General features: G+C 73.6%; 25 protein-coding genes and 1 riboswitch. Of the genes, 10 read left to right on the top strand and 15 right to left on the bottom strand.

Annotated elements, in window-relative coordinates:
* The first annotated feature begins 325 nt into the window (after positions 1–325).
* Complete coding sequence (locus tag ACFZB3_RS35760; protein ID WP_391383124.1) at positions 326–1498, top strand: beta-propeller fold lactonase family protein; 1173 nt, start codon at positions 326–328, stop codon at positions 1496–1498.
* A 30-nt stretch (positions 1499–1528) separates the two neighbouring features.
* Here ACFZB3_RS35760 and ACFZB3_RS35755 read toward each other — a convergent pair whose 3' ends face one another.
* From ACFZB3_RS35755 to ACFZB3_RS35735, 5 genes are all read right to left on the bottom strand, one after another.
* The gene (locus ACFZB3_RS35755; RefSeq protein ID WP_391383122.1) at positions 1529–1765 is read right to left on the bottom strand and encodes a hypothetical protein; all 237 of its coding nucleotides are present in this window, start codon (positions 1763–1765) and stop codon (positions 1529–1531) included.
* On the bottom strand, positions 1762–2469 hold the full coding sequence (locus ACFZB3_RS35750; protein ID WP_391383119.1) for an RNA polymerase sigma factor: 708 nt from the start codon (positions 2467–2469) through the stop codon (positions 1762–1764). The genes ACFZB3_RS35755 and ACFZB3_RS35750 overlap by 4 nt, the downstream gene beginning before the upstream one ends.
* Positions 2470–2535: 66 nt before the next feature.
* On the bottom strand, positions 2536–3450 hold the full coding sequence (locus ACFZB3_RS35745) for an NAD(P)-binding domain-containing protein (RefSeq protein ID WP_391383117.1): 915 nt from the start codon (positions 3448–3450) through the stop codon (positions 2536–2538).
* Positions 3450–4424, bottom strand: coding sequence for an aldo/keto reductase (locus tag ACFZB3_RS35740; RefSeq protein WP_391383114.1), 975 nt, complete (start codon positions 4422–4424; stop codon positions 3450–3452). The genes ACFZB3_RS35745 and ACFZB3_RS35740 overlap by 1 nt, the downstream gene beginning before the upstream one ends.
* A gap of 55 nt (positions 4425–4479) precedes the next feature.
* A complete protein-coding gene (locus tag ACFZB3_RS35735; protein WP_391383111.1) occupies positions 4480–5277 on the bottom strand; it encodes a VIT1/CCC1 transporter family protein in 798 nt (265 codons plus the stop codon).
* A 213-nt stretch (positions 5278–5490) separates the two neighbouring features.
* Between ACFZB3_RS35735 and ACFZB3_RS35730 the strand changes: the two genes are divergently transcribed.
* On the top strand, positions 5491–6399 hold the full coding sequence (locus ACFZB3_RS35730; RefSeq protein WP_391383108.1) for a LysR substrate-binding domain-containing protein: 909 nt from the start codon (positions 5491–5493) through the stop codon (positions 6397–6399).
* Positions 6400–6474: 75 nt separating this feature from the next.
* Here ACFZB3_RS35730 and ACFZB3_RS35725 read toward each other — a convergent pair whose 3' ends face one another.
* Entirely contained in the window at positions 6475–7227 is a 753-nt protein-coding gene (locus ACFZB3_RS35725) for a glucose 1-dehydrogenase (protein WP_391383105.1), read from the bottom strand.
* A 363-nt stretch (positions 7228–7590) separates the two neighbouring features.
* Between ACFZB3_RS35725 and ACFZB3_RS35720 the strand changes: the two genes are divergently transcribed.
* Positions 7591–9102 (top strand): FAD-dependent oxidoreductase, encoded by a 1512-nt coding sequence (locus ACFZB3_RS35720; protein WP_391383101.1) that lies wholly within the window; start codon positions 7591–7593, stop codon positions 9100–9102.
* A gap of 245 nt (positions 9103–9347) precedes the next feature.
* Here the strand turns inward: ACFZB3_RS35720 and ACFZB3_RS35715 are convergent, their stop codons facing one another.
* The 5 genes from ACFZB3_RS35715 to ACFZB3_RS35695 all read right to left on the bottom strand — a co-directional run bounded on the left by ACFZB3_RS35715 (position 9348) and on the right by ACFZB3_RS35695 (position 13744).
* Positions 9348–9932, bottom strand: a complete 585-nt coding sequence (locus ACFZB3_RS35715) for a WHG domain-containing protein (protein WP_391383098.1) — start codon at positions 9930–9932, stop codon at positions 9348–9350.
* A gap of 198 nt (positions 9933–10130) precedes the next feature.
* Positions 10131–10964 (bottom strand): isocitrate lyase/phosphoenolpyruvate mutase family protein, encoded by an 834-nt coding sequence (locus ACFZB3_RS35710; protein ID WP_391383095.1) that lies wholly within the window; start codon positions 10962–10964, stop codon positions 10131–10133.
* Positions 10965–11001: 37 nt separating this feature from the next.
* Positions 11002–12015, bottom strand: a complete 1014-nt coding sequence (dmpG, locus tag ACFZB3_RS35705) for a 4-hydroxy-2-oxovalerate aldolase (RefSeq protein ID WP_391383091.1) — start codon at positions 12013–12015, stop codon at positions 11002–11004.
* Entirely contained in the window at positions 12012–12947 is a 936-nt protein-coding gene (locus ACFZB3_RS35700; RefSeq protein WP_391383087.1) for an acetaldehyde dehydrogenase (acetylating), read from the bottom strand. Before ACFZB3_RS35700 ends, dmpG begins: the two co-directional genes overlap by 4 nt.
* Positions 12944–13744, bottom strand: coding sequence for a fumarylacetoacetate hydrolase family protein (locus ACFZB3_RS35695; RefSeq protein ID WP_391383084.1), 801 nt, complete (start codon positions 13742–13744; stop codon positions 12944–12946). Before ACFZB3_RS35695 ends, ACFZB3_RS35700 begins: the two co-directional genes overlap by 4 nt.
* Positions 13745–13818: 74 nt before the next feature.
* On the opposite strand from ACFZB3_RS35695, the gene ACFZB3_RS35690 reads away from it, so the two are divergent.
* Positions 13819–14547 carry an IclR family transcriptional regulator C-terminal domain-containing protein gene (locus ACFZB3_RS35690; RefSeq protein WP_391383746.1) on the top strand — a complete coding sequence of 243 codons (729 nt, stop codon included), beginning with the start codon at positions 13819–13821 and terminating at the stop codon, positions 14545–14547.
* Between the two features lie 42 nt (positions 14548–14589).
* Here ACFZB3_RS35690 and ACFZB3_RS35685 read toward each other — a convergent pair whose 3' ends face one another.
* A complete protein-coding gene (locus ACFZB3_RS35685) occupies positions 14590–15396 on the bottom strand; it encodes an aminotransferase class IV (protein ID WP_391383082.1) in 807 nt (268 codons plus the stop codon).
* Positions 15397–15734: 338 nt separating this feature from the next.
* Positions 15735–15951: riboswitch (cobalamin riboswitch) on the top strand.
* Between the two features lie 170 nt (positions 15952–16121).
* Between ACFZB3_RS35685 and metE the strand changes: the two genes are divergently transcribed.
* From metE to ACFZB3_RS35665, 4 genes are all read left to right on the top strand, one after another.
* A complete protein-coding gene (gene metE / locus ACFZB3_RS35680; protein ID WP_391383080.1) occupies positions 16122–18431 on the top strand; it encodes a 5-methyltetrahydropteroyltriglutamate--homocysteine S-methyltransferase in 2310 nt (769 codons plus the stop codon).
* 162 nt (positions 18432–18593) lie between these two features.
* Positions 18594–19145, top strand: coding sequence for a histidine phosphatase family protein (locus ACFZB3_RS35675; RefSeq protein ID WP_391383077.1), 552 nt, complete (start codon positions 18594–18596; stop codon positions 19143–19145).
* Positions 19146–19275: 130 nt separating this feature from the next.
* Positions 19276–19635 (top strand): DUF6204 family protein, encoded by a 360-nt coding sequence (locus ACFZB3_RS35670; RefSeq protein WP_391383072.1) that lies wholly within the window; start codon positions 19276–19278, stop codon positions 19633–19635.
* A gap of 227 nt (positions 19636–19862) precedes the next feature.
* Positions 19863–21323, top strand: a complete 1461-nt coding sequence (locus ACFZB3_RS35665; RefSeq protein ID WP_391383744.1) for a hypothetical protein — start codon at positions 19863–19865, stop codon at positions 21321–21323.
* 7 nt (positions 21324–21330) lie between these two features.
* Here the strand turns inward: ACFZB3_RS35665 and ACFZB3_RS35660 are convergent, their stop codons facing one another.
* Positions 21331–21765, bottom strand: coding sequence for a MazG nucleotide pyrophosphohydrolase domain-containing protein (locus tag ACFZB3_RS35660; protein WP_391383070.1), 435 nt, complete (start codon positions 21763–21765; stop codon positions 21331–21333).
* A gap of 107 nt (positions 21766–21872) precedes the next feature.
* On the opposite strand from ACFZB3_RS35660, the gene ACFZB3_RS35655 reads away from it, so the two are divergent.
* Complete coding sequence (locus tag ACFZB3_RS35655) at positions 21873–22871, top strand: TAXI family TRAP transporter solute-binding subunit (RefSeq protein ID WP_391383067.1); 999 nt, start codon at positions 21873–21875, stop codon at positions 22869–22871.
* A 64-nt stretch (positions 22872–22935) separates the two neighbouring features.
* On the opposite strand, the gene ACFZB3_RS35650 is transcribed toward ACFZB3_RS35655, so the two are convergent.
* Both ACFZB3_RS35650 and ACFZB3_RS35645 read right to left on the bottom strand, forming a co-directional pair.
* Complete coding sequence (locus tag ACFZB3_RS35650) at positions 22936–24333, bottom strand: ATP-binding protein (protein WP_391383064.1); 1398 nt, start codon at positions 24331–24333, stop codon at positions 22936–22938.
* A 9-nt stretch (positions 24334–24342) separates the two neighbouring features.
* Positions 24343–25035, bottom strand: coding sequence for a response regulator (locus ACFZB3_RS35645; protein WP_391383061.1), 693 nt, complete (start codon positions 25033–25035; stop codon positions 24343–24345).
* Between the two features lie 317 nt (positions 25036–25352).
* On the opposite strand from ACFZB3_RS35645, the gene ACFZB3_RS35640 reads away from it, so the two are divergent.
* A complete protein-coding gene (locus ACFZB3_RS35640; RefSeq protein ID WP_391383058.1) occupies positions 25353–26129 on the top strand; it encodes an ATP-binding cassette domain-containing protein in 777 nt (258 codons plus the stop codon).
* Positions 26130–26131 lie beyond the last annotated feature (2 nt).

The raw sequence follows: 26131 nt of genomic DNA, 5'->3' as shown, positions 1-26131 counted from the left end.
ACGCGGCCACGCGCCGCGGTTCCGCCGCCGTCGCCCCGCCCCGCCCCGCCCCGCCCCGCCCCGCACCGCACCGCACCTGCTGCGACATGCCCTGCACGACCACCGCGAAGGAGACGGCGACGCCACCGGCGGTTCCGGGCTCCGACCGGCGGTCGGCCGGTCCGGGCCGCGCACCCCCGCGTCCCGAGTTCTTACAGAGGTCTTTCGCCGCCCCCTGGCGAGGAAAGGACCCCCGCTCCGACGACGCAGATCCGGTGTGGGACCGAACCGGTCCCACGTCACCGCCGGCGGCTCCTGCCGCCGCGTCGACAGGAGTACAGCAGACATGACGATGGGCAAGACGATGCGCAAGGCGACGGACACGACGACGGGCAAGAAGTCGAAGGCCGCCGTGACGGCCGCCGTGGCCGTGGCCGCCGCGGCGGCCGCCGCACTGAGCGCCGGCCCCGCCGCCGCGTACCCCGGCGGTGCCCGCGCCGCCGTGTTCGTCCAGACCGACGGGGTGGACGGCAACGCCGTGGTGGCCTACAGCCGTACCGCGGACGGCGAGCTGCACCAGAGCGGCGTGTACCGGACCGGTGGGCTGGGCGGTGTCCTCGACGGCTCGGCGGTCGACCACCTCGCCTCGCAGGGGTCGCTGACCTACGACAGGGCGCACGGCCTGCTCTACGCCGTGAACGCCGGCAGCGACACGGTCACGGTGTTCTCGGTGCGCGGCGACAAGCTGGTCCGTCGTCAGATCGTCCCGTCGGGAGGCGACTTCCCGGTCGGCGTGGCCGTCCACGGCGACCTGGTGTACGTGCTCGACGCGCTCGGCGGCGGTTCGGTACAGGGCTTCCGGAACGTGCACGGCTCACTGGTGAAGGTGCCCGCCTGGCACCGCTCCCTCGGCCTGGACCCGGCCGCCACGCCCCAGTTCACGCACACCCCCGGACAGCTCGCCTTCACCCCGGACGGCCGCGCGCTGGTGGTGACCACGAAGGCGGGCGCCAACACCATAGACGTGTTCCCGGTGGGCCGGTCCGGCATCGCGGCCCGGCCCGTGGTCACCGCCACGCCGGGCGCGGTGCCCTTCGGCTTCACCTTCGACGCCCGCGGGCGGCTGGTGGTGACCGAGGCCGGAACCAACTCGGTGGCCACCTTCCGGGTCGGTGCGGACCTGCGGCTGACCAAGGTCTCCGAGGTGGCGACCGGTCAGGCGGCGACCTGCTGGATCGTCCGCGACGGCGCGCACGTCTACGCCTCCAACGCGGGCAGCGGCACCCTGTCCGGCCTGCGGGTCGGCGCGGACGGCGCGCTCCGGGCGGTCGGCACCACCGCGACCGGCGCCGGGACGGTGGACGCCGACGTCTCCTCCGACGGCCGCTTCCTGTACGCGCAGACCGGCAAGGAGGGCGGCGTCGACGAGTTCCGCGTCAACCCCGACGGCTCCCTGACCCGGGTGGGTTCGGTCGTCGTCCCCGACGCCGTCGGCGGCGAGGGCATCGCCGCCTCCTGACCGCAGGCCGCTCGCCGGCGTTCCCGGGGCTCAGGTCTCCAGGACGGCGGCGAGCAGCCCCCGGTAGTCCTCGTCGCAGGGGCCGCACGCGCGCAGGTGCGCGGCGACCCCCGGCCAGTGGAGCCCGGGATCCTCTCCGGCGGCCTTCAGGTCCGCGTACACGTGGAGCAGGCGCAGGGCCTCGTCGCATCCCACGTCCCCGGGGTCCGTGGTCAGAAACCGCTCCAGGGACTCCCGCACGGAGAGCGGCCGGTCCGGGTTCGTCATGACCGCCTCCCGGGGATCACGTCCAGGTAGCCGTGGGCCACGAGATGGTCGCGCAGTCTGCGCCGGGCGTCGAACATCGTCTTGTAGACGGCGTTCCTGCTGCTCCCCAGCTCCAGCACCAGCGCGTCCAGCGGTACGGCGTCCAGGACCAGCGACACGAAGACCCTGCGCTGATGGCGGGTCAGCACCTCGTCCGCCGCCGTGCGCACGGCGGCGGCCAGGGCGCGCGCCTCGGACGACTCCGCGGGGCCGGCGCCGAGCCGGTCGGGCAGCCGGTCCCAGTCCTCGCCGTCGAGTTCCACCCGCTGCGTGCTCCCTGTGCTCCAGAAGTGACGGCCGATCTTCGCCGACACCTCCAGGACGACGAACCGATAGGCCCAGGTGGTGAAACGGCTCTCCCCGCGGAAGTCACCGATCTTCCGGGTGATGGCGAGAAGGGCGTCCGCGGCGGCCTGGTGGGCGAGGTCGTCGGCCTCCGGGCCGTCGAAGCCGAACCGGGAACGCCGCCTGGCCAGTTCGCGCTTCGCGATCCGCAGCAGATCGGCGTGCAGCCGGGCGCACGCCGTCTCGTAGGCCACGCCCGCCGACGACAGTTCCCGCACCCAGGACGCCGAGACGGGATCGAGGTCACGCGCACCGTCGGCAGGCGTCGCGGCCGCGGTCCGCGCGGGCTCGCCCTGTTCCTGTCCGACCACAGACGCCATGCGCCCCATCGTAGACGCGCCGGTTCCGGCCCCCGGCCGGGACCCGAGTGCCCCCGGCTCGGGGCCTCAGGGTCGTCCCTGTCCCGCCACGGTGACGGCCGACGCCACGTCGTCCTCGGCGTGGCCGGCCGACATCGCCTCGTCCCAGCGCTTCAGCAGTGCCTCGGTGAGCGGCAGTTCCAGCTCCCGGTGGTCGGCGGCCGACAGGGCGAGGGCCGCGTCCTTGCCCGCGTGGCGCAGGGGGAAGCCCGGGGCGAAGTCACGCTCGATCATGGCCCGGCCCTTGGCCGTCGCGTAGGCGGAGCCCAGCGGGCTCTCGGCGAGGGTGTCGAGGACCAGGGCGGGGTCGAGCCGGAGGGCGTCGGCCAGACACACGGTCTCGGCCATGCCCTCGACCAGGACCGCGAGCCAGTTGTTCAGCACGATCTTGAAGCGGCTACCGTCCCCGACGCGGCCGAACCAGAGCGTGCGGCGGCCCAGCACGTCGAACAACGGCTGTACGCGGGGCCGCAGTCCGGGATCGCCGGAGGCGAGGACGAGCAGCTCACCGCGGTCCGCGGGCCCGGAGCTCCCGCAGACGGGGGCGTCGACGAAGGCGGCACCCCCGTCCGCGAGTTCCGCCAGGCACCGGGTCGCGGCGACGCCGACCGTGCTCATCTGGATCCAGACCGCGTCCGGGGCGAGCGCGGCCAGGGCGCCGTCCGCGCCGGTCATCGCGCTCTCCACGGCGGCGCCGTCGGTGAGCATGGTGATCAGGTACTCCGCCGTGGCGGCCGCCCCGGCCGGAGACCCGGCGACCTTCGCCCCCTGGCCGGTCAGCGCCTCGGCCTTCCGCCGGGTCCGGTTCCAGACCGTCACGTCGAACCCGGCGCGCAGCAGGTTGCGGGCGACGGGGGCGCCCATGACACCCGTACCGAGGACCGCGACCCGCGTCCTTCCCGTCCGCGCCCGCCCCGACACCGCCCTGGTCCGCACAGTCATCACATGCCCTCCGGGGTCGGGCCGGCGACCGGGGTGGCCGCCGTCGTGATCGTGTCGATGCCCTTGAGGTCGGTCTCGTCCAGCGAGAGGTCCGCCGCGGCGAGGCTCTCCTCGACGTGGTGGGGGCGCCGCGTCCCGACGATCGCCACGTCCACGCCCGGCCGGGCCAGCGTCCACGCGATGGCGAGCTGGCCGACCGTCATGTCGCGGAAGGCGGCGAACTCCTGCAGCTCGCGGACCACCGCCAGGTTGCGCCGGTAGGTCTCGCCGCGGAAGACCCCGCTGTTCGCCCGCCAGTCACCGGCGGGGAAGACGGTCTCCACGCCGAGGGCGCCGGTCAGCAGGCCGTGCGCGAGCGGGCCGTAGACCAGGACGCCGATGCCGTGATCACGGGTGTACGGCAGGACGGTGTCCTCGATCTCCCGGCGGAAGAGGTGGTACGGCGGCTGCAGTGTCTCCACCGGCAGGACGCGGGAGAACTCGGCCATCTGCTCGGCGGAGTAGTTGGAGACGCCCACGTGCCGGATCTTCCCGGCCTCGGCCAGTTCCCGCAGCGCCCCGGCGGTCTCGGCGAGCGGCACCTTCGGGTCGGGCCAGTGGACCTGGTAGAGGTCGATGTGGTCGACGCCGAGCGCGGTCAGGCTGGCGTCGACGCCCGCGCGCAGGGCGGCGGGGCTCGCGTCCCGGGCGACTCCGGTGCCGGTGTCGCGCAGGCCGCCCTTGGTGGCGATCACCAGTTCGTCGCGGTGCTCGCGCAGCTCCGTCCGCAGGGCGTCGCCCAGCAGCCGTTCCGAGGCGCCGAAGCCGTACCCCTGGGCGGTGTCGAAGAAGTTCACCCCCAGCTCGCGGGCCCGCCGGACGGCCTTCCTGGCGTCGTCCTCGGCGAAGGCACCCCAGTCCCCGCCGAGTTGCCAGGTACCGAAGGCGATGCGGGAGACCCGCAGACCGGTCGAACCCAGTGTGGTGTGACGCATGACGTTCCTCCGTGCGTGGTGCAGGTGTGCTGTCGGCTGCTTTCGGTGGCCGGGGTCAGGTGACCCTGGCGCCGATCACATGTCCGATCCCGTAGACGGCTGCTGCTGCGGCGGCGCCCACGAAGAGCTGGCGGGCCCCGGAGACCAGCGGCGACCGGCCGTTGAGCAGGCCGATGACACCGCCGACGGCGAACAGGGCGCTGCCGGCCAGGGCGACGGCGAGCAGCAGGGCGGCCGTTCCCGACAGGAAGAGGTAGGGCAGGACGGCCGTCAGCGCGCCGCCGGCGAACGAGGCGAGGCTGGACAGCGCCGCCGACCACGGCGAACCCAACTGGTCCGGGTCCAGCCCGAGTTCCTCGCGGACCATGGTGTTCAGGGCGGTGTCGTGGTCCCGCATGATGGTCGTCGCGACATGCCGGGCGTCGGCCGCGTCCAGCCCCTTGTCCCGGTAGACCCGGGCCAGCTCCGCCTCCTCCGCGCCCGGGTCGGCGCGCAGCTGGCCGGCGGCGACGGCGATCTCCCGCTCGTAGGCCTCGCGCTGGCTGCGCATAGAGATGTACTCGCCGGCCGCCATCGAGAACGCTCCGGCGAGCAGTCCCGCGACCCCGGCGAACAGGACGGCCGTACCCGGGAGACCGGACCCGGCGAAGCCCATCACCAGGGCCGTGTTGGAGACCAGGCCGTCGTTGACGCCGAACACGGCGGCGCGCAGCGCGCCGGAGCGGTCGCCGGGGCGCGACCGCTCGGTGCGGTCGGCCCCGCGCCCGCCGGCGTCCTCGACGGACTTCCTGGTCTTCGCGTTCACCGTACCCGCGGGTGCGGGGTACGACAGTTCGCCCGATGTCAGCGACATGGCCGGCTCCGATCCTCGATGACGGTTATCGCGAACGCCGAATACCTCGTCTTCGGTTATTCGCCGTCACACATACCAACGCCCCGGAGGCCGGGCGATATCCCATGTGGGATAGATAGTGATAGATGAGTGTTATCTCGTGCGGAGATGGCCCGCGGTCGCGCCGCCCGCGCCCGGCGTGACTCCGGTCCGCGGCCGTGATGGCATGTCGGCATGGAGTTGCGGGAGTTGCGGGCGTTCGTGGCGGTGGTGGAGGAGGGCGGGCTGTCGGCCGCCGCCCGGCGGCTGCATGTGAGCCAGCCCGCGCTGTCCCAGACCGTCAGCGGGCTGGAGCGGCAGCTCGGGGTGCGGCTGCTGGTGCGCGGGAGCAGCGGGGCGCGGGCCACCGAGGCCGGGACCGCCCTGCTGGGCGAGGCACGGGCGGTGCTCGCCCGGCACGACCAGGCACTGCGGGTGATGGCCGGGTACGCCGGTCCGGGCGGCGGGGCGCTGCGCATCGGGATCCCTCTGGAGCTGCCGTCCGGACTGCTCGACCCGGCGCTGGCCGAACTCGCCGAGGCCCATCCGGGGACCCGGGTGCAGGCCCGGCACCTGTCCACGGCGGAGCAGCTGGCCGCGCTGCGGGCCGGCGAGCTCGACGCCGGCCTCCTGCGGGAACGGCCGTCCGGGCCGGAGTTCGACGCGCTGCTCGTCGTACGGGAGAAGCTCGGCGTGCTGGTCGCCACCGAGCAGGCCGCCGAGCTCGCCGGACCGGACGGCATCCCGCTCGACGCGCTCGGGGCCCTGCAGTGGGTCGGGTTCCCGCGCGCCGGCAGTCCCGCCTGGTACGACGAGCTGACCGCGGTCCTGCGCGGTCACGGCCTGGATCTCGGCCCCGAGGCCCCCGAGGGGCAGACGCTGATCGCCGACGTGAAACTGGCCGCGGTCGCCTCCGGGCGGGCCTTCGCACTGGCCCCGCCGGGCTGGCAGCAGCCGCTCCCCGACCACGTGACCTGGTCACCGCTGGTCGGACACCCCCTGGTGCGGCGCACCTGGGCGGCGTGGCCGGCCGACTCGCGCCGCCGGGACCTGGGCCGGTTCATCGCCGCGCTGGACCGGTCGGCGCGGGACCAGCAGGGGTAGCAGGGGCCGCCCGGAACACGGGCGCCGGGCCGGCGCGGGGTGCGAGCGCCGGCCGGCGGGCGCTTCCGGTGTCCGTCAGACGGCGGTACGGCCGCCGTCGACCGGCAGGATCGCGCCCTGCACGAAGCTCGCCGCGTCGCTCACCAGGTAGGCGATCGCCTCGGCGATCTCGCGCGCCTCACCGGGCCGGCCGGCGGGTGCCTGCGCGGCCAGGGCGTCCAGGTCGTCCCCCATGACGGCCGTGCCCTCGGTACGGGTCGGGCCCGGCTCCACGGCATTGACCCGCACCCCCTGCGGGCCGAACTCGGCGGCCCAGGACTTGGTCAGCAGGTTGATCGCGGCCTTGCTCGACGCGTACAGCGCCATCCCCGCGACGCCATACTCGGCGACCATCGTGCTGACGTTGACGATGGCGCCCTGCCCGCGCTCGGCCATGGCCGGGGCGAGCTCGCCCACCAGGTAGAACGGCGCCTTCACGTTCAGGTCGTAGACGGTGTCCACCTGGTCTGCGGGCGTCTGCGCCGTAGGTCCGAACGGGAAGATGCCGGCGTTGTTGACGAGGATGTCGACGCGGCCGCCGCCCAGCGCGGTGGCCTCGCGGGCCAGGCGCCGCGCCGAGTCGGCGTCCCGCAGGTCGGCCGCCAGGAAGTCCGCCTTGCCGCCGTGCTCCCGGACGGCGCCGACCACCCGCTCGCCGCGGTCCGCGTCGCGCCCCGCGACCAGGACGTGCGCGCCGCGCTCGGCGAGCAGCGTCGCGGTCGCGGCGCCGATACCGCTGGTCGCGCCGGTCAGCAGGGCCACGCGTCCGGTCAGGTCAGCAGAACTCATGAGGTGTCCTTAAAGTGTGGAAAGTGGGGCGAATCCATCGTCCCGCCGCCTCGTCCATGAGGCGACGGGAGTCCACAGCGGCAGCGGCGCTCCCGGGATTCCGCTCTCCTCATCAGCGGATCCGATGGCCCCCATAAGCGCCCCGTCCGGAGTCCGGTCCGGAGCACCGCGGGCCCGGCAGCGCACCCGTGCGCCGGTCATGGCGGGGAGGCGGCCATAGGCGGTGCTTATGGCGGCTCTTCGCCGGGCGCATGGCCGGGCCGCGATCAACTGCACACGTCCCGCGGTTACATGACCCGTACGGCTCGGGCCCCGGCGGCCCGGAACAGTGCGGAGCGGCACCGATCGTCATGCGAGGCAGCTATGAGCGAACCGAACACAGAACCGCACGCCACACCGGACGCGACCGGGGAAGGCGGCACGGGGGAGAGCAGTACGTACGACGTGATCGTCCTGGGCGCGGGACCGGTCGGGCAGAACGTCGCCGACCGGGCCCGGCACGCCGGGCTCTCCGTGGCCGTCGTGGAGCGGGAACTCGTCGGCGGCGAGTGCTCCTACTGGGCCTGCGTCCCCAGCAAGGCGCTGCTGCGGCCGGTCCTCGCGGTCGCCGACGCGCGCCGCGTGGACGGCGCCCGGCAGGCCGTCACCGGACGGCTCGACGACGCCGCGGTCTTCGCCCGCCGCAACCGTTACGTCACCGACTGGGACGACAGCGGGCAGGCACTGTGGGTCAAGTCCATCGGCGCCGACCTGTTCCGCGGCCAGGGCCGGCTGGACGGGCCGCGCCGGGTCACCGTCGGCCGGGACGACGGCGCTCGGCAGAGCCTAGTCGCCCGGCACGCGGTGGCCCTCGCCACCGGCAGCCGGCCCGCGCTGCCCCGGATCCCGGGGATCGAGGAGGCCCGGCCCTGGACGAACCGGCACGGCACCGACTCCAGCACCGTGCCCGGCCGGCTCGTGGTGGTCGGCGGCGGCGGGGTCGGCGTGGAGATGGCGACGCTGTGGCAGGGGCTCGGGTCGCAGGTCACCCTGCTGGTCCGGCGCCGGCTGCTCCCCCGTATGGAGGCCTTCGCCGGGGAGCTGGTCGCCCAGGGGCTGACCGCGGCCGGCGCGGACGTGCGGACCGGCGTCCAGGTGACCGCGCTGCGCCGCCCGGACCCGGACGGACCGGTGACGCTCACGCTCGACGACGGGAGCGAACTGGAGGCCGACGAGGTCCTGTTCGCCACCGGACGCACCCCCAACACCGACGACATCGGCCTGGAGACCGTGGGCCTGTCCCCCGGTTCCTGGCTGGACGTGGACACGACCTGCCTGGTCGACGGGGTCGAGGGGGCGTGGCTGTACGGCCTCGGGGACGTCAACCACCGCGCGCTCCTCACCCACCAGGGCAAGTACCAGGGGCGGACGGCCGGGGACGCCATCGGCGCCCGCGCCGCCGGGCGGCCGCTGGACGACGGGGACTGGGGCGACCACGCCACGACCGCCGACGGGCATGCCGTGGCCCAGGTCTTCTTCACCGATCCGGAGGCGGGCGCGGTGGGCCTGTCCGCCGAGCAGGCGGTCGCCGCCGGCCACCGCGTCGAGACGGTCGACCTCGACCTCAACGCCGCCCAGGGTGCCAACCTCTACGCCGACGGCTACACCGGCCACGCCCGGCTCGTCGTCGACGTCGACCGGGACGTGCTGCTCGGGGTGACCATGGTCGGGTCCGGGGTCAGCGAGCTGCTGCACGCGGCCACCATCGCGGTGGCCGGCGAGGTCCCGCTGAAACGCCTCCGGCACGCCGTCGCGCCGTTCCCCACGGTCAGCGAGATCTGGGTGTTCCTCGTCGCCGCATACCGACGACAGCGGGAGCAGGCGAACACCGGCTGACACCCCACCGACCGGAGCGAGCGCCGAACCGGCACCCGAACCGAGGACCGGACCTGCATCCGTACCGAGGACCGGACCGGCGCCCACCCGGAGCCCGAACCGCCGACCGGACCGGCATCCGTACCGAGGACCGGACCGACGCCCGCCCAGAGCCCGAACCGCCGACCGGACCGGCGCCCACCCGGAGCCCGAACCGACGCCCGCCCGGGACCCACCCGGGGCCCGCCGCCGGAGCAGGCGCTCGCCTACTGCGGACGCCCGGAGCCGACCACCGCCCTGACCGCGGTGCCGACCTGGTCGGCGACCGTCTCCGGGCCGGACGCGTCGAGCTTGCCGTCGAGGTGCAGGAACGCCAGGCCGTGGACCAGCGCCCACACCGCCGTCGCCAGTCCCTCCCGGGTCCCGCCGGGAAAGGCGTTCCGCACCAGGGTGTCGACGTAGGCGGAGAGCACGGCGGCCGCCTCGACCCGTTCGGCGCTGCCGGGGTCGCAGGGCTCCGCGAACATCGCCCGGAACAGCGCCGGGTGGTCGAGGGCGAACCGGACGTAGGCCACGGCGACGGCGACCAGGTCGTCGGTGGTCGAGGGCGCGGGATGGGCGGCCGCGAGACTTGCGGCGAGTTCGCGGTAGCCCTCCGCGGCGACGGCGGAGACCAGTGCGTCGCGGTCCGCGTAGTGGCGGTAGGGGGCGGTGGGCGAGACCCCGGCCCGCCGGGCCACCGCCCGGAGGGACAGCGCCCCGCTGCCGTCCTCCTCCAGCAGCTCCCGGGCCGCGCGCAGGCACGCGGCCCGGAGGTCGCCGTGATGGTACGTGTCGCTCGGTGGCGGCATGGGTCACCCTCCGGGATGTCTGTGGCGCCGGCCTCGTACGTCTGATGTGAGCGCCATATACATTGTTGGCGCCGTGCACATTCTACGGCGGCGGAGCCGGAACCCCGGATGGCAAGCCCCTGTTCGAGCCCCTGCGGCCGCGGTCCGGACCGGCCCCTCCCAACCGGCACCTCCCAACCGGTTCGTCCAACCGGTTCGTCAGCTGCGGAAGAGCTCGTTCAGGTCCGTCTGCGAGATCTGGTTGTCGGCGTAGGAGAAGGTGCCCCGCTCCGCCAGCTCCCGGGCCGCGGCGAGCAGCTGCGCGTACATCGCCCGCGCGATGCTGCCGCCCACCGTGACCCGGCGTACGCCCAGTTCGCGGAGGTCGGCCAGGGACAGCGCGGCGCCCGTCAGGCCCATCACCACGTTCAGGGGGCCGTCGATCTCCCGCACCAGCCTGCCGATCGTCCCGGCGTCGGCCGCGCCCGGCACGAACGCGCAGTCGGCGCCCGCCGCCAGGTACGCGTTGGCCCGCCGGACCGCCTCGTCGAGCGGGCCGCCGGTGAGCAGCACGTCGGTCCGGCCGACCAGGACGAACGGCTCGCCGGCCGCGTCGATCACCTCGCGCGCGGCACGGATCCGGTCGGCCGCGAGCTCCCGGCCGTACAGCGGCTGTGCGCGGTCGCCCGTGAAGTCCTCGATGTTGCCGCCCGCGGCTCCGGCACCGAGCGCCAGCGAGATCGTCTCGGCCACGGTCTCCGGGGCCTCCCCGAACCCGTCCTCCAGGTCCGCGCTCACCGGGATCCGCACCTCGGCGGCGATCTCCCGGATCCGGCCCACCATCGTCGCGCGGTCGACCCGGCCGCCGCCGTAGTCGTGGTCCGCGCGGCCCAAGGAGAAGGCGATGCCCGCGCTGGTGGTGGCCACGGCCGGGAAACCGGCCGACGCCAGGACGCGGGCGCTTCCCGCGTCCCAGGCGTTGGGGAGCAGGAAGCAGCCTTCCCGGTGCAGTTCGACGAAGCGTGCGGCCAGTTCGCGGCGTTGGGTGTCCACGTCGCCGAGTGTGTCAGCCGGCACTGACAATCAGGCGTCAGCTGCTCCCGGCGAGGTCCAGGGCGATGTCCGTGATCATGTCCTCCTGGCCGCCGACCAGCTTGCGGCGGCCCACCTCGACCAGGATCGCGCGGGTGTCGAGGCCATGGCGCCGGGCGGCGGCCTCCGCGTGCCGCAGGAAGCTGGAGTACACGCCCGCGTAGCCGAGGGTGAGGGTCTCGCGGTCCACCCGCACCTCGCGGTCCTGCAGCGGTCGTACGACGTCGTCCGCGGCGTCCATCAGCGGGAACAGGTCGCAGCCGTGCTCCCAGCCCATCAGGTCGGCGACCGCGACGAAGGCCTCCAGCGGGCAGTTGCCGGCTCCGGCGCCCTGCCCGGCGAGGGAGGCGTCGACGCGGGTGACGCCGTTCTCGACGGCGACCACCGAGTTGGCGACGCCCAGGCCGAGGTTGTGGTGGGCGTGGATGCCCAGTCCGGTGGCCGGGTCGAGGACGTCCCGGTAGGCGCGGACCCGGTCGCGGACGCCGTCCATGGTCAGCCGGCCGCCGGAGTCGGTGACGTACACGCAGTGCGCGCCGTAGGACTCCATCAGCTTGGCCTGGCGGGCGAGTTCGGCGGGTTCGGCGAGGTGGGACATCATCAGGAACCCGGCCACGTCCATGCCCAGTTCCCGCGCGGCCGCGATGTGCTGGGCGGAGATGTCGGCCTCGGTGCAGTGGGTGGCGACGCGGACCGAGCGGATGCCCAGGGAGTGGGCCTGCTTCAGGTCGTGGAGCGTGCCGATGCCCGGGAGGAGGAGGGTGGTGGGGATCGCCTGGTGGACGGCGCCCACGACCGCCTCGATCCACTCCCAGTCGGTGTGCGCGCCGACGCCGTAGGTGACGCTGGAGCCGGACAGGCCGTCGCCGTGGGCGACCTCGACGGCGCGGACCCCGGCGGCGTCGAGGGCGGCGGCGATGGTGCGGGCCTGGTCGACGGTGTAGCGGTGGCGGACGGCGTGCATGCCGTCCCGCAGGGTGACGTCCTGGACGTACAGGCGGGGACCGGTCATCGGGACGCCACCTCCGAGGTGGTGCGGTGGGCGGCCATGCGCTCCGCGGTGCGCAGCGCGGCCGAGGTCATGATGTCGAGGTTGCCGGCGTAGGCGGGCAGGTAGTGGGCGGCGCCCTCCACTTCGAGGAAGACGGAGACCTTCACGGCGTCGCCGGGGGCCAGGGTGCGCAGCGGGTCGTCGGCGGCCACCCGCTCGAACTGCACCTGCTGCTTGAGGCGGTAGCCGGGGACGTACGTCTGCACGCGCGCGACCATCTCCTCGACCGAGGCCGTCACCGCCGCGTCGTCGCAGTCGCCGACCAGGCAGTGCACGGTGTCCCGCATGATGAGCGGCGGTTCGGCGGGGTTGAGCACGATGATCGCCTTGCCGCGGGCCGCACCGCCGACCTTCTCGATGGCGGACGCCGTGGTCTCGGTGAACTCGTCGATGTTGGCGCGGGTGCCGGGCCCGGCGGAGCGGGAGGAGATCGAGGCGACGATCTCGCCGTAGTGGACCGGTGTCACGGCGTTCACCGCGGCGACCACGGGGATCGTGGCCTGGCCGCCGCAGGTGACCATGTTGACGTTCGGGGCGTCCAGGTGGGCGTCGCCGTTGACGGGCGGGACGACGTAGGGGCCGAGCGCGGCCGGGGTGAGGTCGACGACCGTGCGGCCGAGGGCCCGCAGCACCTCGTCGTGGCGGCGGTGGGCGCCGGCGGAGGTGGCGTCGAAGACGATCGACACGTCCTCGAACCCGTCCAGGCCGACCAGTCCGTCGACGCCCTCGTGGGTGGTGGCCACCTTCAGGCGGCGGGCGCGGGCCAGGCCGTCCGAGTCCGGGTCGATGCCGGCCAGCGCGGCGATCTCCAGGCTCTCCGACAGCCGCAGGATCTTGATCATCAGGTCGGTGCCGATGTTCCCGGACCCGATGACGGCGACCTTCGTGGTCATGCGGGGTTTCCTTCCTTGGCGAAGGCGACCCCGACCGTGCCGAGGCCGTCGATGCGGGCGGTGAACTCGTCGCCCTCGGCGGCGACCGCCATCGGGCCGAGGGCGCCGGTCAGGACGATGTCGCCGGCCCGCAGCGGGTCGCCGAGCCCGGCCAGGGTGGCGGCGAGCCAGCGGGCGGCGGTGAGCGGGCTGCCCAGGCAGTCGGCGCCGGTGCCCTGCGAGACGGTCTCGCCGTTCCTGGCCAGGGTCATCCGGACCCCGCGCAGGTCGACCCGGTCCAGCGGGACCGGCGTGCCGCCGAGGACGAACAGGCCGCTGGAGGCGTTGTCCGCGACGGTGTCGACGATGGTGATGTCCCAGTCGGCGATCCGGCTGTCCACGATCTCCAGCGCGGGCAGCGCGAAGGCGGTGGCCCGCAGCAGGTCGGCGACGGTCGGGTCGCGGTGCGGCAGGTCGGCGGCGAGGACCAGGGCAACCTCGGCCTCGACCTTGGGCTGGAGCAGCCGGCCGGCCGCGACCGGCTCGCCCTCGGCGACCGCCATGTCCGCGAAGAGGGCCCCGAAGTCGGGCTGCCCGACCCCGAGCTGGCGCTGCACGGCGGGCGAGGTCAGCCCGATCTTGCGGCCCACGAGCCGGCGGCCGGCGGCCATCCCCCGCTCGACGTGCAGCCGCTGCACCGCGTACGCGGTCTCGATGTCGCCCTCGGGGAGGAGGGCGCGGACGGGCGCGCACGGGGTGCCGGTGCGGGTGGCTTCGTCGAGGACGTCGGCCACCTTGGTGACGAGGTCAGGGCTCATGCCGACAGGTATAGGCGGGCGCCGGGAAACCCGGCAAAATATGTTCCGTGGCACGGAACAGCGATCAGGGGAACATGCTCGACAAGGCGGTGGCGGTCCTGGACTGCTTCCGTCCGGGAGGCGGCGCGTTCCGCCTCACGGAACTCACCGAACGCTCGAAGCTGCCCAAGACCACCGTGTTCCGGCTCTGCGCCGACCTGGTCAGGCTCGGCCTGCTGGAACGGGACGCGGACACCTACCGGCTGGGCGGCGCCCTCTTCGAGCTGGGGTCGCTGGTGCCGCGCCGGCAGGATCTGCGGGAGGCCGCGCTGCCGTTCCTCCAGGACCTGTTCGAGGCCACCCACGAGACCGTGCACCTCGGGGTGCGCGAGGGCCACGAGGTGGTCTACGTGGAGCGCATCCACGGCCACGACGCGCTGCGGCTGCCGTCCCGGATCGGCGGCCGGCTCCCGCTGACCTGCACCGGGGTCGGCAAGGCCCTGCTGGCGTTCTCGGGCGCCGACCTGGTCGAGGAGGTGCTGGCCGCACCGCTCCCCCGCCTCACCCCGCACTCGGTCACGGACCCCGGCCGGCTGCGTACGGCCGTCGAACAGGCCCAGGTCGCGGGCCTCGCCTACGAGGAGGAAGAGGCCGCGCCGGGGGTCAGCTGCATCGCGGCCCCCGTCTTCGCCGGGCCCACGGCGGTCGCGGCGCTCTCGGTGGCCGTACCGTGCGGCCGCTTCCGCCCGGCACAGCTGGCCCCGGCGGTACGGACGGCGGCCCTGGGCCTCTCCCGGGCGCTGCGCGGGGCCGGCAGACCCTGAGCGGTCGGCAGCCGGCGCATCGCGGCACGTCCGGCGGGGTGCTCAGACGGTCTGCCAGGGGTTGGTCTCGTAGCAGTCCACGAGCAGGTCCGTGACGGCCGGGGCGACGGCCAGCGCGGTCCCGTCGATGCTCGCCACCGGCAGGACCGGCGAGATCGAGTTCGCCAGGAAGGCGGAGCAGGCCGAGGAGCCGGACGCGCCGGCCACGAGGTCCCCGAGCCGGATCTCACGCCGCTCGGACGGGATGCCCTTGGCGTCCAGTCCCCGCTGCAGCAACTGCATCGTGATGCCGGGCAGCATGGCGGCCTCGGGCCAGATCACCCGCTCCCCGTCGTGGAAGCCGATGTTGGAGACCGACGCCTCGCTGATCCGGCCGTACCGGTCGGTGAAGAGCGCGTCGTCGTACCCGGCGAGCACCGCCTGCCGCCGACGGAGCGTGAGCCCGAACGTCCCGGCGTGCTTGACGTGCGGCAGGTCCCGCTCGTACTCGACCGCGCACAGCCGCACCGGTCCGGGCTGCGCCTCCGCCGGCGCGCTCGTCACCACGGCCAGGTCGGGCTCGACGAGTTCGCCGCGCACCACGTCACCGAGCCTTCCGGTGAAGGCCGTCACCCGGACCGACACCGCGTCCGGGCCCCCGGCGAGGGCGTGCCGCACGCAGTCCCGGACCCGTTGGGCGTCCAGCCCCCTGCCGAACAACTGACGGGCGCTCCCGTCCAGCCGCGCCAGGTGCAGATCCAGCCCCCGGACCGCGCCGTCCCGCACCTGCATCGAGGTGAAATGCGCGTAGTTGACCCGCGCGAGCAGCTTCAGATCCTCGCTGTCCGCTTCCGCCCCGTTGACCTCCACGCGGTCGATGGCGATCCCCCCTCCCGCCGTTGCCCACGGCCCGGCGGCCGTGCCCGGCCACGTTAGGCGCACGCAAGGCCGGTTCGAAAGCGAGCCGGTTCGGAAGCGAGCCAGTTTGGAGGCAGGCCGGTTCGGAAGCGAGCCAGTTCGGAGGCAGGCCGGTTCGGAAGCGAGCCAGTTCGGAGGCAGGCCGGTTCGGAAGCGAGCCAGTTCGGAGGCAGGCCGGTTCGGAGGCAGGCCGATTCGGAAGCGAGCCGGACCGGAAGCCGGCCGGACCGAAAGCGAGGCGGACCGACTTCCGCGACGACGGCCACCCCCGTAGCGCCCTCGGGGCGCGTTAAGCTGGCCGTGCAGCTGGTTCGTCCCCTCCGCCAGACGGGACGTCGCAAGAGGGAACCCGGTGGGAATCCGGGACTGCCCCGCAGCGGTGAGCGGGAACGACCGCCGTCATACGCACTGGATCCACCGGGTCCGGGAAGCGACGGCCAGTAGGTGTCCTCCGGAGGGAGGGCGTGCCCGCGAGTCCGAAGACCTGCCATCTGCCCGTGCGCGGACCACTCGTGCGCGGACATCCCGGTGACCTCGTGGGCGGGTCGGCGTGCATATCGGACGGACGGTCGCGTACTCGTTCACGGCGTACGACCGTTGCCGTCCGGTTCGTCACCCCTTCGCGCTCTCGTCCCGTCACCGGGATCTCAGGGAATCGTCTCGCGAAGGAGATCTCCGTGACAGCCAAGTCCGCAGCCGCGGCAGCCCGGGCCACCGTGTACGGCTACCCCCGTCAGGGGCCGGCCCGGGAACTGAAGAAGGCGATCGAGAGCTACTGGAAGGGCCGGGTCACCGCCGACGCCCTGCGGGCCGCCGCCGCCGGGCTGCGCCGCTCCACCTGGCGGCAGCTCGCCGAGGCCGGCCTCCACGAGGTGCCGACCGGCGACTTCTCGTACTACGACCACGTCCTCGACACCACCGTGATGGTCGGCGCCGTCCCCGAGCGGCACCGCGCCGCCGTCGAAGCCGATGCCCTGGACGGCTACTTCGCCATGGCCCGCGGTACGCAGGACATCGCGCCGCTGGAGATGACGAAGTGGTTCGACACCAACTACCACTACCTGGTGCCGGAGCTGGGCCCGGACACCGTCTTCGCCGCGAACTCCGCCAAGCAGGTGGACGAGTTGACGGAGGCGCTGGACCTCGGGCTCGCCGCCCGGCCGGTGCTGGTCGGCCCGGTCACCTATCTGCTGCTCGCCAAGCCGACGCCCGGCGCGCCCGCCGGCTTCGACCCGCTCACCCTCCTCGACCGGCTGCTCCCGGTGTACGCCGAGGTGCTCGCCGACCTGCGGGCGGCCGGCGCCGAGTGGGTGCAGCTCGACGAGCCCGCGCTGGTCCAGGACCGCACCCCGGCCGAACTGAACGCCGCCGCCCGCGCCTACCGGGATCTCGGCGCCCGCACCGACCGGCCGAAGCTCCTGGTCGCCTCCTACTTCGACCGGCTCGGCGAGGCCCTGCCGGTGCTGGCCAAGGCCCCGGTCGAAGGGCTCGCCCTCGACTTCACCGGGGCGGCGGCCGCCAACCTGGACGCCCTGGCCGCCGTCGGCGGGCTGCCCGGCAGGCGGCTGGTAGCCGGTGTGGTCGACGGCCGGAACATCTGGGTCAACGACCTGTCGGCGTCCCTCACCACCCTCGGCACCCTGCTGGGCCTCGCCGGCCGGGTCGACGTCGCCGCCTCCTGCTCCCTCCTCCACGTGCCGCTGGACACCGCCGCCGAGCGGGACATCGAACCGCAGATCCTGCGCTGGCTGGCCTTCGCGAAGCAGAAGACGGCCGAGATCGCGACCCTCGCCAGGGGCCTCGCCCAGGGCCCCGACACCATCGCCGCCGAACTCGCCGCCAACCGCGCCGACCTGGCCTCCCGAGCGGGTTCACCGATCACCCGTGATCCCGCCGTCCGTGCCCGCTGCGCCACCGTCACCCCGGCCGACGCCCGCCGCGCCCAGCCGTACCCCGACCGCGCCGCCGCCCAACGCGCGCACCTGCGGCTGCCGTTGCTGCCCACGACGACCATCGGTTCGTTCCCGCAGACCGGCGAACTGCGGGCCGCACGGGCGGACCTGCGGGCGGGCCGGACCGACACGGCCGGTTACGAGGCGCGGCTGCGGGCCGAGATCCAGGAGGTGGTCGCCTTCCAGGAGAAGGCGGGCCTGGACGTCCTGGTGCACGGCGAACCCGAACGCAACGACATGGTCCAGTACTTCGCGGAGCAGCTGACCGGGTACCTGGCCACCCGGCACGGCTGGGTCCAGTCGTACGGCACCCGGTACGTACGCCCGCCGGTGCTGGCCGGCGACATCTCCCGTCCCGAGCCGATGACGGTGCGCTGGACGTCGTACGCCCAGTCCCTCACCGACCGTCCGGTCAAGGGCATGCTGACCGGGCCGGTGACCATGCTGGCCTGGTCGTTCGTCCGTGACGACCAGCCGCTCGGCGACACCGCCCGCCAGGTCGCCCTCGCCCTGCGCGACGAGGTGGACGACCTGGAGGCGGCCGGGACCTCGGTGATCCAGGTGGACGAGCCCGCGCTGCGCGAGACCCTGCCGCTGCGGGCCGCCGACCGTCCCGGGTACCTGGCGTGGGCGACGGAGGCGTTCCGGCTCACCACCTCCGGAGTCCGTCCGGAGACGCAGATCCACACGCACATGTGCTACGCCGAGTTCGGCGACATCGTGCAGGCCATCGACGACCTCGACGCGGACGTCATCAGCCTGGAGGCGGCCCGCTCGCACATGCAGGTCGCCCGCGAACTCGCCGCGCACGGCTACCCGCGCGAGGCCGGCCCCGGGATCTACGACATCCACTCGCCCCGGGTGCCGGGCCCGGCGGAGGCCGCCGCCCTGGTGCGGACCGGCCTGGCGGCCATCCCCGCCGAACGGCTCTGGGTCAACCCCGACTGCGGGCTGAAGACCCGCGGCTGGCCGGAGGTCCGGGCCGCCCTGGAGAACCTGGTCGCGGCGGCGCGATCGGTGCGCGCGGAGCTGTAGCCGGCTCCTGGCGCGGGTGCCGGACGGCGTACTGTCGTGCGCGTCCGGCACCCGCCGTCACCGACACCCGCCGTCACCGACACCTGGCTCCGCCGGTATCTGCAGTCGCCGGTATCTGCAGTCGCCGGTGTCTGCTGTCCGACCGAGGAGGAACTTCCGCCCGTGACCTGCCGAGTCGTCCTCATAGCCCCCGCCATCACTCCCTCGCTGCGGCGGGCCCGCTTCGACGACGGTGACTCTATCGAGAAACCCGAGGCGGTGGCGCTGTCCCTGCCGGCCGCGGGCGAGACGGTCTGTTCCCCCAGCGTGCGCTGCCGGGAGACGGCGGCCGCGCTGGGCCTCGACGCCTCGGCGGAGCCCGAGTTGTCGGGCCTGGACGCGGGCCGCTGGCGGGGGTGGACGCTGGAGGAGGTCGGCACCGCCGAACCCGACGCGCTGCTCCAGTGGCTGACCGACCCGGGTGCCGCGCCCCACGGGGGCGAATCGGTACGGGAGTTGTGTGCCCGGGTCGCCGGCTGGCTGGACCGGACGGGCCTGACCATCGGCCGGACGATCGCCGTGGTGGAGCCGGAGGTGGTGCGGGCCATGGTGCTGCATGTGCTGGGGGCGCCCGAGGCCGCGTTCTGGCGGGTGGACGTCCCGCCGCTGTCGGCGACGGAGGTCACGGGCGGGCCTGGACGCTGGAACCTGCGGCTCGGCCAGGTCGGCGGTTAGACACCCGCCGGTCGGAGGTCGGCAGTCGGAGACCGGCAGTCGGAGACCGGGGGCCGGGGGCCGGGGGGTGTCCGGCGGGGCGCCGGAAATGCGGTGGAGCGGTGGGCCCCGTCCTGCCTAGGGTCGCGCCATGACCACCCGCACCTTCCGCGTCACCGTCCGCGGCGTCTTCGACGGCCTCGGCGCCGAGCAGCGCGCCGAACTGCTCTCCCGGGCCGCCGAACACGACGTGCTGCGCGCGGCCTTCACGGCCGAGGGCCACCTCACGTACGACATCGCCGCCCGCCCGGCCTTCACCTTCCGCTTCCAGGACACCGGGGAGGAAGAGGAGGACATCCTGGAGGCGACCGAGCGCGCCGAGGAGGCGGCGAGGGCGTGGCTCACCGAACGGGGCTACGGCTACAAGAACCTGCGGTCCAGCGCGGAGGACCTCTCCCAGGCGCCCTTGGGCAAGCGGCAGCGCCGGGCGGCCGCGCAGCGGCGGGACTGACTCCGACTCTCCTGGATACGGCCAGGGCGGCCTGAATTCGCCGTGGTTCAGGTCACGTCGGGATGTGGCCGGATTGTGGGGACCCTGTGCCCCGGGCGTGGCATGCTCGGGGCCACACCGAGTTACCGACCAGTTCTACTCGCCGGTAACCATGATCGGTGCCTCTTCGTCACCCCCCACCCTCAGGACTGACCTTGCGCAGACGCACAAGGCTCGGGCATGCCCTCATGCCCGCCTTCGCCGTGACCGCCCTTCTCCTCGCCGCGGGCTGCTCCGCGCCGCAGCACCAGGCCGCCGACGATCACGCCCGGGAGGCCGCCCAGGTCTCCGACGACTCCACCGCCGCCGCCGGCGCGGACGACCGGACGCTCGCCGTCGCCGCCGCACCGGCCACCGCCGCGACCACGGCCGCGGGCTCGGCCGGTGCGGGCCGGCCGGCACACCGCACCACGCTCACCGTCGCCTCGTACGACAGCAGGACCCGACGTGCCGTCATATCCGCGGCGGCGAAGGGGAACACGCCCGGCCATTCGAACGGCGGCTCGGCGGGCGGTTCGGCGGGCACGGTGAAGCCTGCTTCCCCGGCCGTCTCCCCGAGCCCCTCGCCGTCGCCCTCGACGTCGGCATCGGCCTCCGCCCGGCAGACCGCCGTCGGTGACGTCATCGCCAGCGCCCCCGCACCCGGCGCCCCGGACGGACTGCTCGCCAAGGTGACCAAGGTGCTCGGCGAGACCGACGCGGGCACCGAGGTGCAGACCGAGCCGGCGACCCTCGACGCCCTGCTCGGCGACGACACCGCGAAGGGCACCGTGCCCGTCGACCCGGCCGCCTTCGACGTCGACAAGCTGCTGCCCGACGTCAAGGTCTCCTGGTCCAAGGCCGGTGACGTGCACGTCGGCCCCGAGGGTGCCACCGTGCCGCTCGGCAGCCTCCGCCTGGACGTCAGCACCGGGATACCGGCCGCCGAGGGCGCGCCGGCCTCCGCCGCGGCCTCGGTCTCCGGCTTCGTCCAGGTCGCCCCGCAGGTCGACTTCGCCTACGGCGGCGCGGGCACCGGTACCGCACCCGGCTCCGCCTACCTCGGCGTCTCCGGCGACTGGGACTCCGGCTGGGCGGTCAGGGGCCGGGCCGGGGCCACGGCCACCCCGTTGCGCATCCCGTTCGCCAAGCTGCACGCCGACCCGGTCCTCCAGGTCGGCGCGGTCCCCGTCGTCGTCAACCTCGACCTGACCTGCTACCTCCAGGTGAGCGGCGACGGGAAGATCACCGTCGACGTGGAGCAGAACCTGAAGGGCGGCTTCAAGGCGGGCGGCACCTTCGGCACGGCCCAGGGCTGGACGCCGGTCAGCAGCTCGACCATGACGAGCACGCCGGTGCGCACCTCCGTGACCACGTCGGGAAGCGTCCGGACCACGCTGGGCGCCGAGGCCTCCGTCGGCCTCTACGGCAGCGTCGGCGTCACCGCCGACCTGGCGCCGTACCTGCGCGGCGAGGCGACCGGCACGGTCACCGCCACCTCCGCGACCCCGGGCGCGGACGTCCAGGGCACCTGGAACCTGTACGGCGGGGTCGACCTCTCCGGCACCCTCCGCCTCCAGCTGTCGGTCTTCGGCACACCGGTGCTGGAACGGGGCATCCCGCTGGGCGCCCTGCACCGCGAGTGGAAGCTGGCGGGCGGCAGCCTCTGACCCCGGGTCAGGCCGCGCCGCCCGGTATCCAGCCCTGCCGGCGCAGCACCGCCGAGACGTCCGGCGCCCGGTAGTGCTCCCCCTTGAGCACCTTGCCGTCGGCCCGGCGGGCCACCTGCCCGTCGGGCCCCAGCTTGCTCATGTTGGACCGGTGGATCTCGGCGAGCACCGCGTCGAGGTCGATCCCGTGCACCAGCGCGGTGCCGTACGCCACGTAGACTACGTCCGCCAGCTCGTGCGCGAGCCGGTCGAGGGGCCCGTCGACCGCGACCTCGGCGACCTCCGCGGCCTCCTCGGCGAGCAGCTCCCCCCGGTGCGCGGCCAGTTCGGGGGACACCTCGGCCGGCGTGGTGCGGGTGTCCAGGCCGAAGGCGTGGTGGAACTCCCGGACGAGGCGGGCGGGCGAGGTACCCGTCGGGGCACCGGGGACGGAACTGGTCATGCGAACGACTCTAGCGGCCGCCACTGACAGTCCCGGTCCGCCGCCGTGCCCCGGGCCCCGTCCCCCCGCCCTGGTCAGGACGGGGACCGGCTGGCAGGATCGCGCGCATGTCCAAGCTGCTCCCCCGTATCGGCAGGCGCCGCGCCCTCCAGGGTGCGACCGCCGGCGTCGTCGCGTTCGGCCTGCTGCTGTGGTGGCTGCTGCCGCTCGGCGAGAAGCCGCCGACCGGGACCATCGTCTTCAGCACCGGGACGCTGCGCGGCGTCTACCAGGAGTACGGCGAACGGCTCCGCAACGAGCTGCGCAAGGACATGCCGGGCCTGAAGGTGGAGCTGCGGCAGAGCAACGGGTCGTACGAGAACGTGCAGCGGGTGGCGACCGGCCACGCCGACTTCACCATCGCGGCGGCCGACGCGGTGGAGACGTACGAACTGAACGGCGGCCAGGACGCCGGACTGCTGCGCGGGGTGGCCAGGCTCTACGACGACTACGTCCAGCTCGTCGTACCCCGCGACTCGGGCATCACCAGCGTCGCGCAGCTGCGGCACAGGCGGGTGGCGATCGGGCTGCCCAACTCGGGGGTGCGGCTGATCGCCGACCGGGTGCTCAGGGCCGCCGGGATCGACCCGGCGAAGGACATCACACCGGTGTCCGACGGCATAGACACCGGCCCGGACCAGTTGCGGCGGGACAAGATCGACGCGTTCTTCTGGTCGGGCGGTCTGCCGACCAAGGGGCTGCTGGACCTGGCGAAGAAGTTCAGCTTCACGTTCGTCCCGATCGGCGGCAGCCTGGTCGCCAAGCTGCACACCGAGGGCGCGGCCTCGCTCTACTACCGGGCGACCAACATGCCGGAGTCGGCGTACCCGTCCGTGCAGCAGGGCACCACGGTGCCCACGATCGCGGTGTCCAACGTCCTGATGACCCGCAAGGACGTCGACCCGCGCCTCACCGAGTGGGTGACCCGCACGGTCATCAAGAGCCGCGACGACATCGGCAACCACGTCCACTCGGCCCAGCTGGTGGACCTGCGCACCGCGATCTACACGGACCCGCTGCCGCTGCAGGAGGGGGCGCGGCGCTACTACCGCTCGGTGAAGCCCTGAACTCAGCCCGGAGCGCCCCGGCTTGAAAGCGCCCCGAAGGGGCACTGGGGTACCCACCCCTCTCTCACCCGCCCCGCGGCACGGACACAGTCACCCGCAACCCCCGCGGTTCATGGTGCTCGTAGGCGATCGCTCCTCCCCCCGCCGCCAGCAGCGCCCGTGTGATCGACAGCCCCAGCCCCGACCCCTTCACGTTCTGATGCCGCCCGCTCCGCCAGAACCGGTCCCCCACGCGCGCGAGTTCCTCGTCCGTCAGCCCCGGTCCCGTGTCGGTCACCACGACCGTCGACACGTCACCGGCGGCGGTCACGGTCACCGCCACCGTGCCCCCCTCCGGCGAGAACTTCACCGCGTTGTCGATCACCGCGTCCAGCGCGCTGGACAGCGTGACCGGGTCGGCCCACCCGGTGGTCGGCGTGCAGTCCCCGGTCAGCCGGACCCCCTTCGCCGCCGCGGCCGGTGCCCACGCGGCGATCCGCTCCTCGGCCAGCCGCCCGAGATCGGTCAGCATCAGGACCGCCTCGGCGTGCTCGGCCAGCGCCAGGTCGAGCAGGTCGTCCAGGACCTGCGCGAGCCGCTTGCCCTCGGTGCGGACCGAGGCGATCTCCTCGTTGTCCTCGGGGAGTTCGAGGGCGAGCAGTTCGATGCGCAGCAGCAGCGCGGAGAGGGGGTTGCGCAGCTGGTGGGAGGCGTCGGCGACGAAGGCCCGCTGCTGCTCCAGCACGTCCTCGACGTTGTCCGCCATCTCGTTGAACGCCCGGGCCAGCCGTCTGAGTTCCGGCGGGCCGCCGGCCGCCGCGACCCGGGACTTGAGCCGGCCGCTGGCGATCGCGTGCGTGGTGGCGTCGAGCACCCGTACCGGCCGCAGCACCCAGCCGGTCAGCCGCAGCGCCGCGCCGACGGCGAGCAGCATCGCCGCGCACTCGCCGGCGCCGATGAGCAGCCAGTCGCGCAGGGTGCGGGAACGCATCGGCCCGGTGGGCGAGTCGGTGACCACCACGGCGACGACGTCGCCGTCCCGGATCACCGGCGAGGCCACCACCAGCCGGCTGCGCTGCCAGGGCCAGACCTGCGCGGGATCGTGGCTGCGGCGGCTCAGCAGTGCCTCGCCGAAGGCCTCCCGGACCTCGCCGGTCGTCGGCAGCACCCAGTCGTCGGGCGCGTTGGCCATGGAGGAGGAGTTCCGGTAGAAGACGCCCGCGCGGATGCCGTAGACGCCGTAGTAGCTGGCGAGTTCGCGGCGGAGGGTCTCCAGGCGGTCGTCCGTGTTCACGGGGCGCGCGGTGGCGGGCGTGTCGGTCACGAACTGGGCGAGGGCCGCGAACCGCGCGGTGTCGTCGATGCGGTCGACGACGACCTTCTGCTGCTGCGCGGAGGCCGTGCTGACGGCGAGCGGAACGCCGAGCGCGAGCAGCACGGCCGCCATCAGGACGATGAGCAGCGGAAGGAGGCGGGTGCGCACCCGTCCCCGCTACCCGGCCGGGGCGACGAGCCGGTAGCCGACGCCTCGTACGGTCTCGATGAGCGCGGGCATGCGCAACTTGGCGCGCAGGGAGGCGACGTGCACCTCCAGGGTGCGGCCGGTCCCCTCCCAACTGGTCTGCCAGACCTCGCTGATGATCTGCTCCCGGCGGAAGACCACGCCGGGCCGCTGGGCGAGCAGCGCCAGCAGGTCGAACTCCTTGCGGGTGAGCTGGACGACCTTGCCGTCCACGCTGACCTGGCGGGTGGGCAGTTCGATGCGGACGGCGCCGAGCCGCAGCGCGCTGTCGCCGTCGGCGCCGGCCTGGCCGTCCTCGTGGTGGGTGCGCCGGCTGACGGCGTGGATCCGGGCCAGCAGCTCCCCGGTGTCGTACGGCTTCACCACGTAGTCGTCGGCGCCGAGGTTGAGGCCGTGGATGCGGGAGCGGACGTCCGAGCGGGCCGTCACCATGATGACCGGGGTGCTGGTGCGCTTGCGGATCTTGCCGCAGACCTCGTAGCCGTCCTGGTCGGGCAGGCCGAGGTCGAGGAGGACGACGTCGTAGCCGTCGCTCTCGGGGACGAGGGCGCGGAGGGCCTCCTCGCCGTTGCGGGCGTGGGTGACGGAGAACCCGTGCCGGGCCAGGACCGCGGAGAGTGCGGCGGCGACGTGGTTGTCGTCCTCGACGAGCAGCAGTCTCATCCCGGCCCCCTCCGGTTCAGCGGTCGTACGGTCGTGGTTCGTCGCCGGCTTGTCCGTGGAAAACCTGCGCGTTGTAGAAAGCGCGCACGCGCGCGTGCACGAGGAGCAGTCACGCTGATGGACGCCGACGGCGTCAAGTGGGTTCCGGTGGCGGGCGGGTTCCGTTACGCGGCCGATACCCGGGCGGCCGCGGGCGCTACGACACGTGTCCGCCTGCTACCGGATCGTGATGCTCAGATCTCCCTCAGATGTAATGACGCTGGTCATTCGCTCTCACTACATTCCTCCGCAACCGAGGAGGACGGAGCCCGAAAGCGATGACCGAAGTATCGGTGGCCAAGCAGGACGTGGCCGCGACCGGCGAACTGGTCGTCCTGAAGAGTGTCAACAAGCACTTCGGCGCGTTGCACGTACTCCAGGACATCGACCTGACGATCGCCCGCGGTGAGGTCGTCGTGGTGATCGGGCCCTCCGGGTCCGGCAAGTCCACGCTGTGCCGCACCGTCAACCGTCTGGAGACCATCGACTCCGGAACGATCACCATCGACGGCAGGCCGCTGCCGCAGGAGGGCAGGGAGCTGGCCCGGCTGCGCGCCGACGTCGGCATGGTCTTCCAGTCCTTCAATCTCTTCGCACACAAGACGGTGCTGGAGAACGTGATGCTCGGGCAGGTCAAGGTCCGCAAGGCGGACCGGAAGCAGGCCGAGGAGAAGGCCCGCGCCCTGCTCGACCGGGTCGGCGTGGGCACCCAGGCCGACAAGTACCCCGCACAGCTCTCCGGCGGCCAGCAGCAGCGCGTCGCCATCGCGCGGGCGCTGGCCATGGACCCGAAGGTCATGCTCTTCGACGAGCCGACCTCGGCCCTCGACCCCGAGATGATCAACGAGGTCCTTGAGGTCATGCAGCAGCTGGCCAGGGACGGCATGACGATGATCGTCGTCACCCACGAGATGGGCTTCGCCCGCTCCGCCGCGAACCGGGTGGTCTTCATGGCCGACGGCCGGATCGTCGAACAGGCCACCCCGGACCAGTTCTTCAGCAACCCGAGCAGCGACCGGGCCAAGGACTTCCTGTCGAAGATCCTGCACCACTGATC

This window comes from Streptomyces sp. NPDC008092, assembly GCF_042957285.1.
GTDB lineage: Bacteria > Actinomycetota > Actinomycetes > Streptomycetales > Streptomycetaceae > Streptomyces.
This window is presented reverse-complemented; position numbering and strand designations above follow the sequence as displayed.

Excerpts from the sequence above, each read along its gene's own strand:
- ACFZB3_RS35760 (WP_391383124.1), top strand. The coding sequence starts at position 326 with ATGACGATGGGCAAGACGATGCGCAAGGCGACGGACACGACGACGGGC.
- ACFZB3_RS35755 (WP_391383122.1), bottom strand. The coding sequence starts at position 1,765 with ATGACGAACCCGGACCGGCCGCTCTCCGTGCGGGAGTCCCTGGAGCGG.
- ACFZB3_RS35750 (WP_391383119.1), bottom strand. The coding sequence starts at position 2,469 with ATGGCGTCTGTGGTCGGACAGGAACAGGGCGAGCCCGCGCGGACCGCG.
- ACFZB3_RS35745 (WP_391383117.1), bottom strand. The coding sequence starts at position 3,450 with ATGACTGTGCGGACCAGGGCGGTGTCGGGGCGGGCGCGGACGGGAAGG.
- ACFZB3_RS35740 (WP_391383114.1), bottom strand. The coding sequence starts at position 4,424 with ATGCGTCACACCACACTGGGTTCGACCGGTCTGCGGGTCTCCCGCATC.
- ACFZB3_RS35735 (WP_391383111.1), bottom strand. The coding sequence starts at position 5,277 with ATGTCGCTGACATCGGGCGAACTGTCGTACCCCGCACCCGCGGGTACG.
- ACFZB3_RS35730 (WP_391383108.1), top strand. The coding sequence starts at position 5,491 with ATGGAGTTGCGGGAGTTGCGGGCGTTCGTGGCGGTGGTGGAGGAGGGC.
- ACFZB3_RS35725 (WP_391383105.1), bottom strand. The coding sequence starts at position 7,227 with ATGAGTTCTGCTGACCTGACCGGACGCGTGGCCCTGCTGACCGGCGCG.
- ACFZB3_RS35720 (WP_391383101.1), top strand. The coding sequence starts at position 7,591 with ATGAGCGAACCGAACACAGAACCGCACGCCACACCGGACGCGACCGGG.
- ACFZB3_RS35715 (WP_391383098.1), bottom strand. The coding sequence starts at position 9,932 with ATGCCGCCACCGAGCGACACGTACCATCACGGCGACCTCCGGGCCGCG.
- dmpG (WP_391383091.1), bottom strand. The coding sequence starts at position 12,015 with ATGACCGGTCCCCGCCTGTACGTCCAGGACGTCACCCTGCGGGACGGC.
- ACFZB3_RS35700 (WP_391383087.1), bottom strand. The coding sequence starts at position 12,947 with ATGACCACGAAGGTCGCCGTCATCGGGTCCGGGAACATCGGCACCGAC.
- ACFZB3_RS35695 (WP_391383084.1), bottom strand. The coding sequence starts at position 13,744 with ATGAGCCCTGACCTCGTCACCAAGGTGGCCGACGTCCTCGACGAAGCC.
- ACFZB3_RS35690 (WP_391383746.1), top strand. The coding sequence starts at position 13,819 with ATGCTCGACAAGGCGGTGGCGGTCCTGGACTGCTTCCGTCCGGGAGGC.
- ACFZB3_RS35670 (WP_391383072.1), top strand. The coding sequence starts at position 19,276 with ATGACCACCCGCACCTTCCGCGTCACCGTCCGCGGCGTCTTCGACGGC.
- ACFZB3_RS35665 (WP_391383744.1), top strand. The coding sequence starts at position 19,863 with ATGCCCGCCTTCGCCGTGACCGCCCTTCTCCTCGCCGCGGGCTGCTCC.
- ACFZB3_RS35660 (WP_391383070.1), bottom strand. The coding sequence starts at position 21,765 with ATGACCAGTTCCGTCCCCGGTGCCCCGACGGGTACCTCGCCCGCCCGC.
- ACFZB3_RS35655 (WP_391383067.1), top strand. The coding sequence starts at position 21,873 with ATGTCCAAGCTGCTCCCCCGTATCGGCAGGCGCCGCGCCCTCCAGGGT.
- ACFZB3_RS35645 (WP_391383061.1), bottom strand. The coding sequence starts at position 25,035 with ATGAGACTGCTGCTCGTCGAGGACGACAACCACGTCGCCGCCGCACTC.
- ACFZB3_RS35640 (WP_391383058.1), top strand. The coding sequence starts at position 25,353 with ATGACCGAAGTATCGGTGGCCAAGCAGGACGTGGCCGCGACCGGCGAA.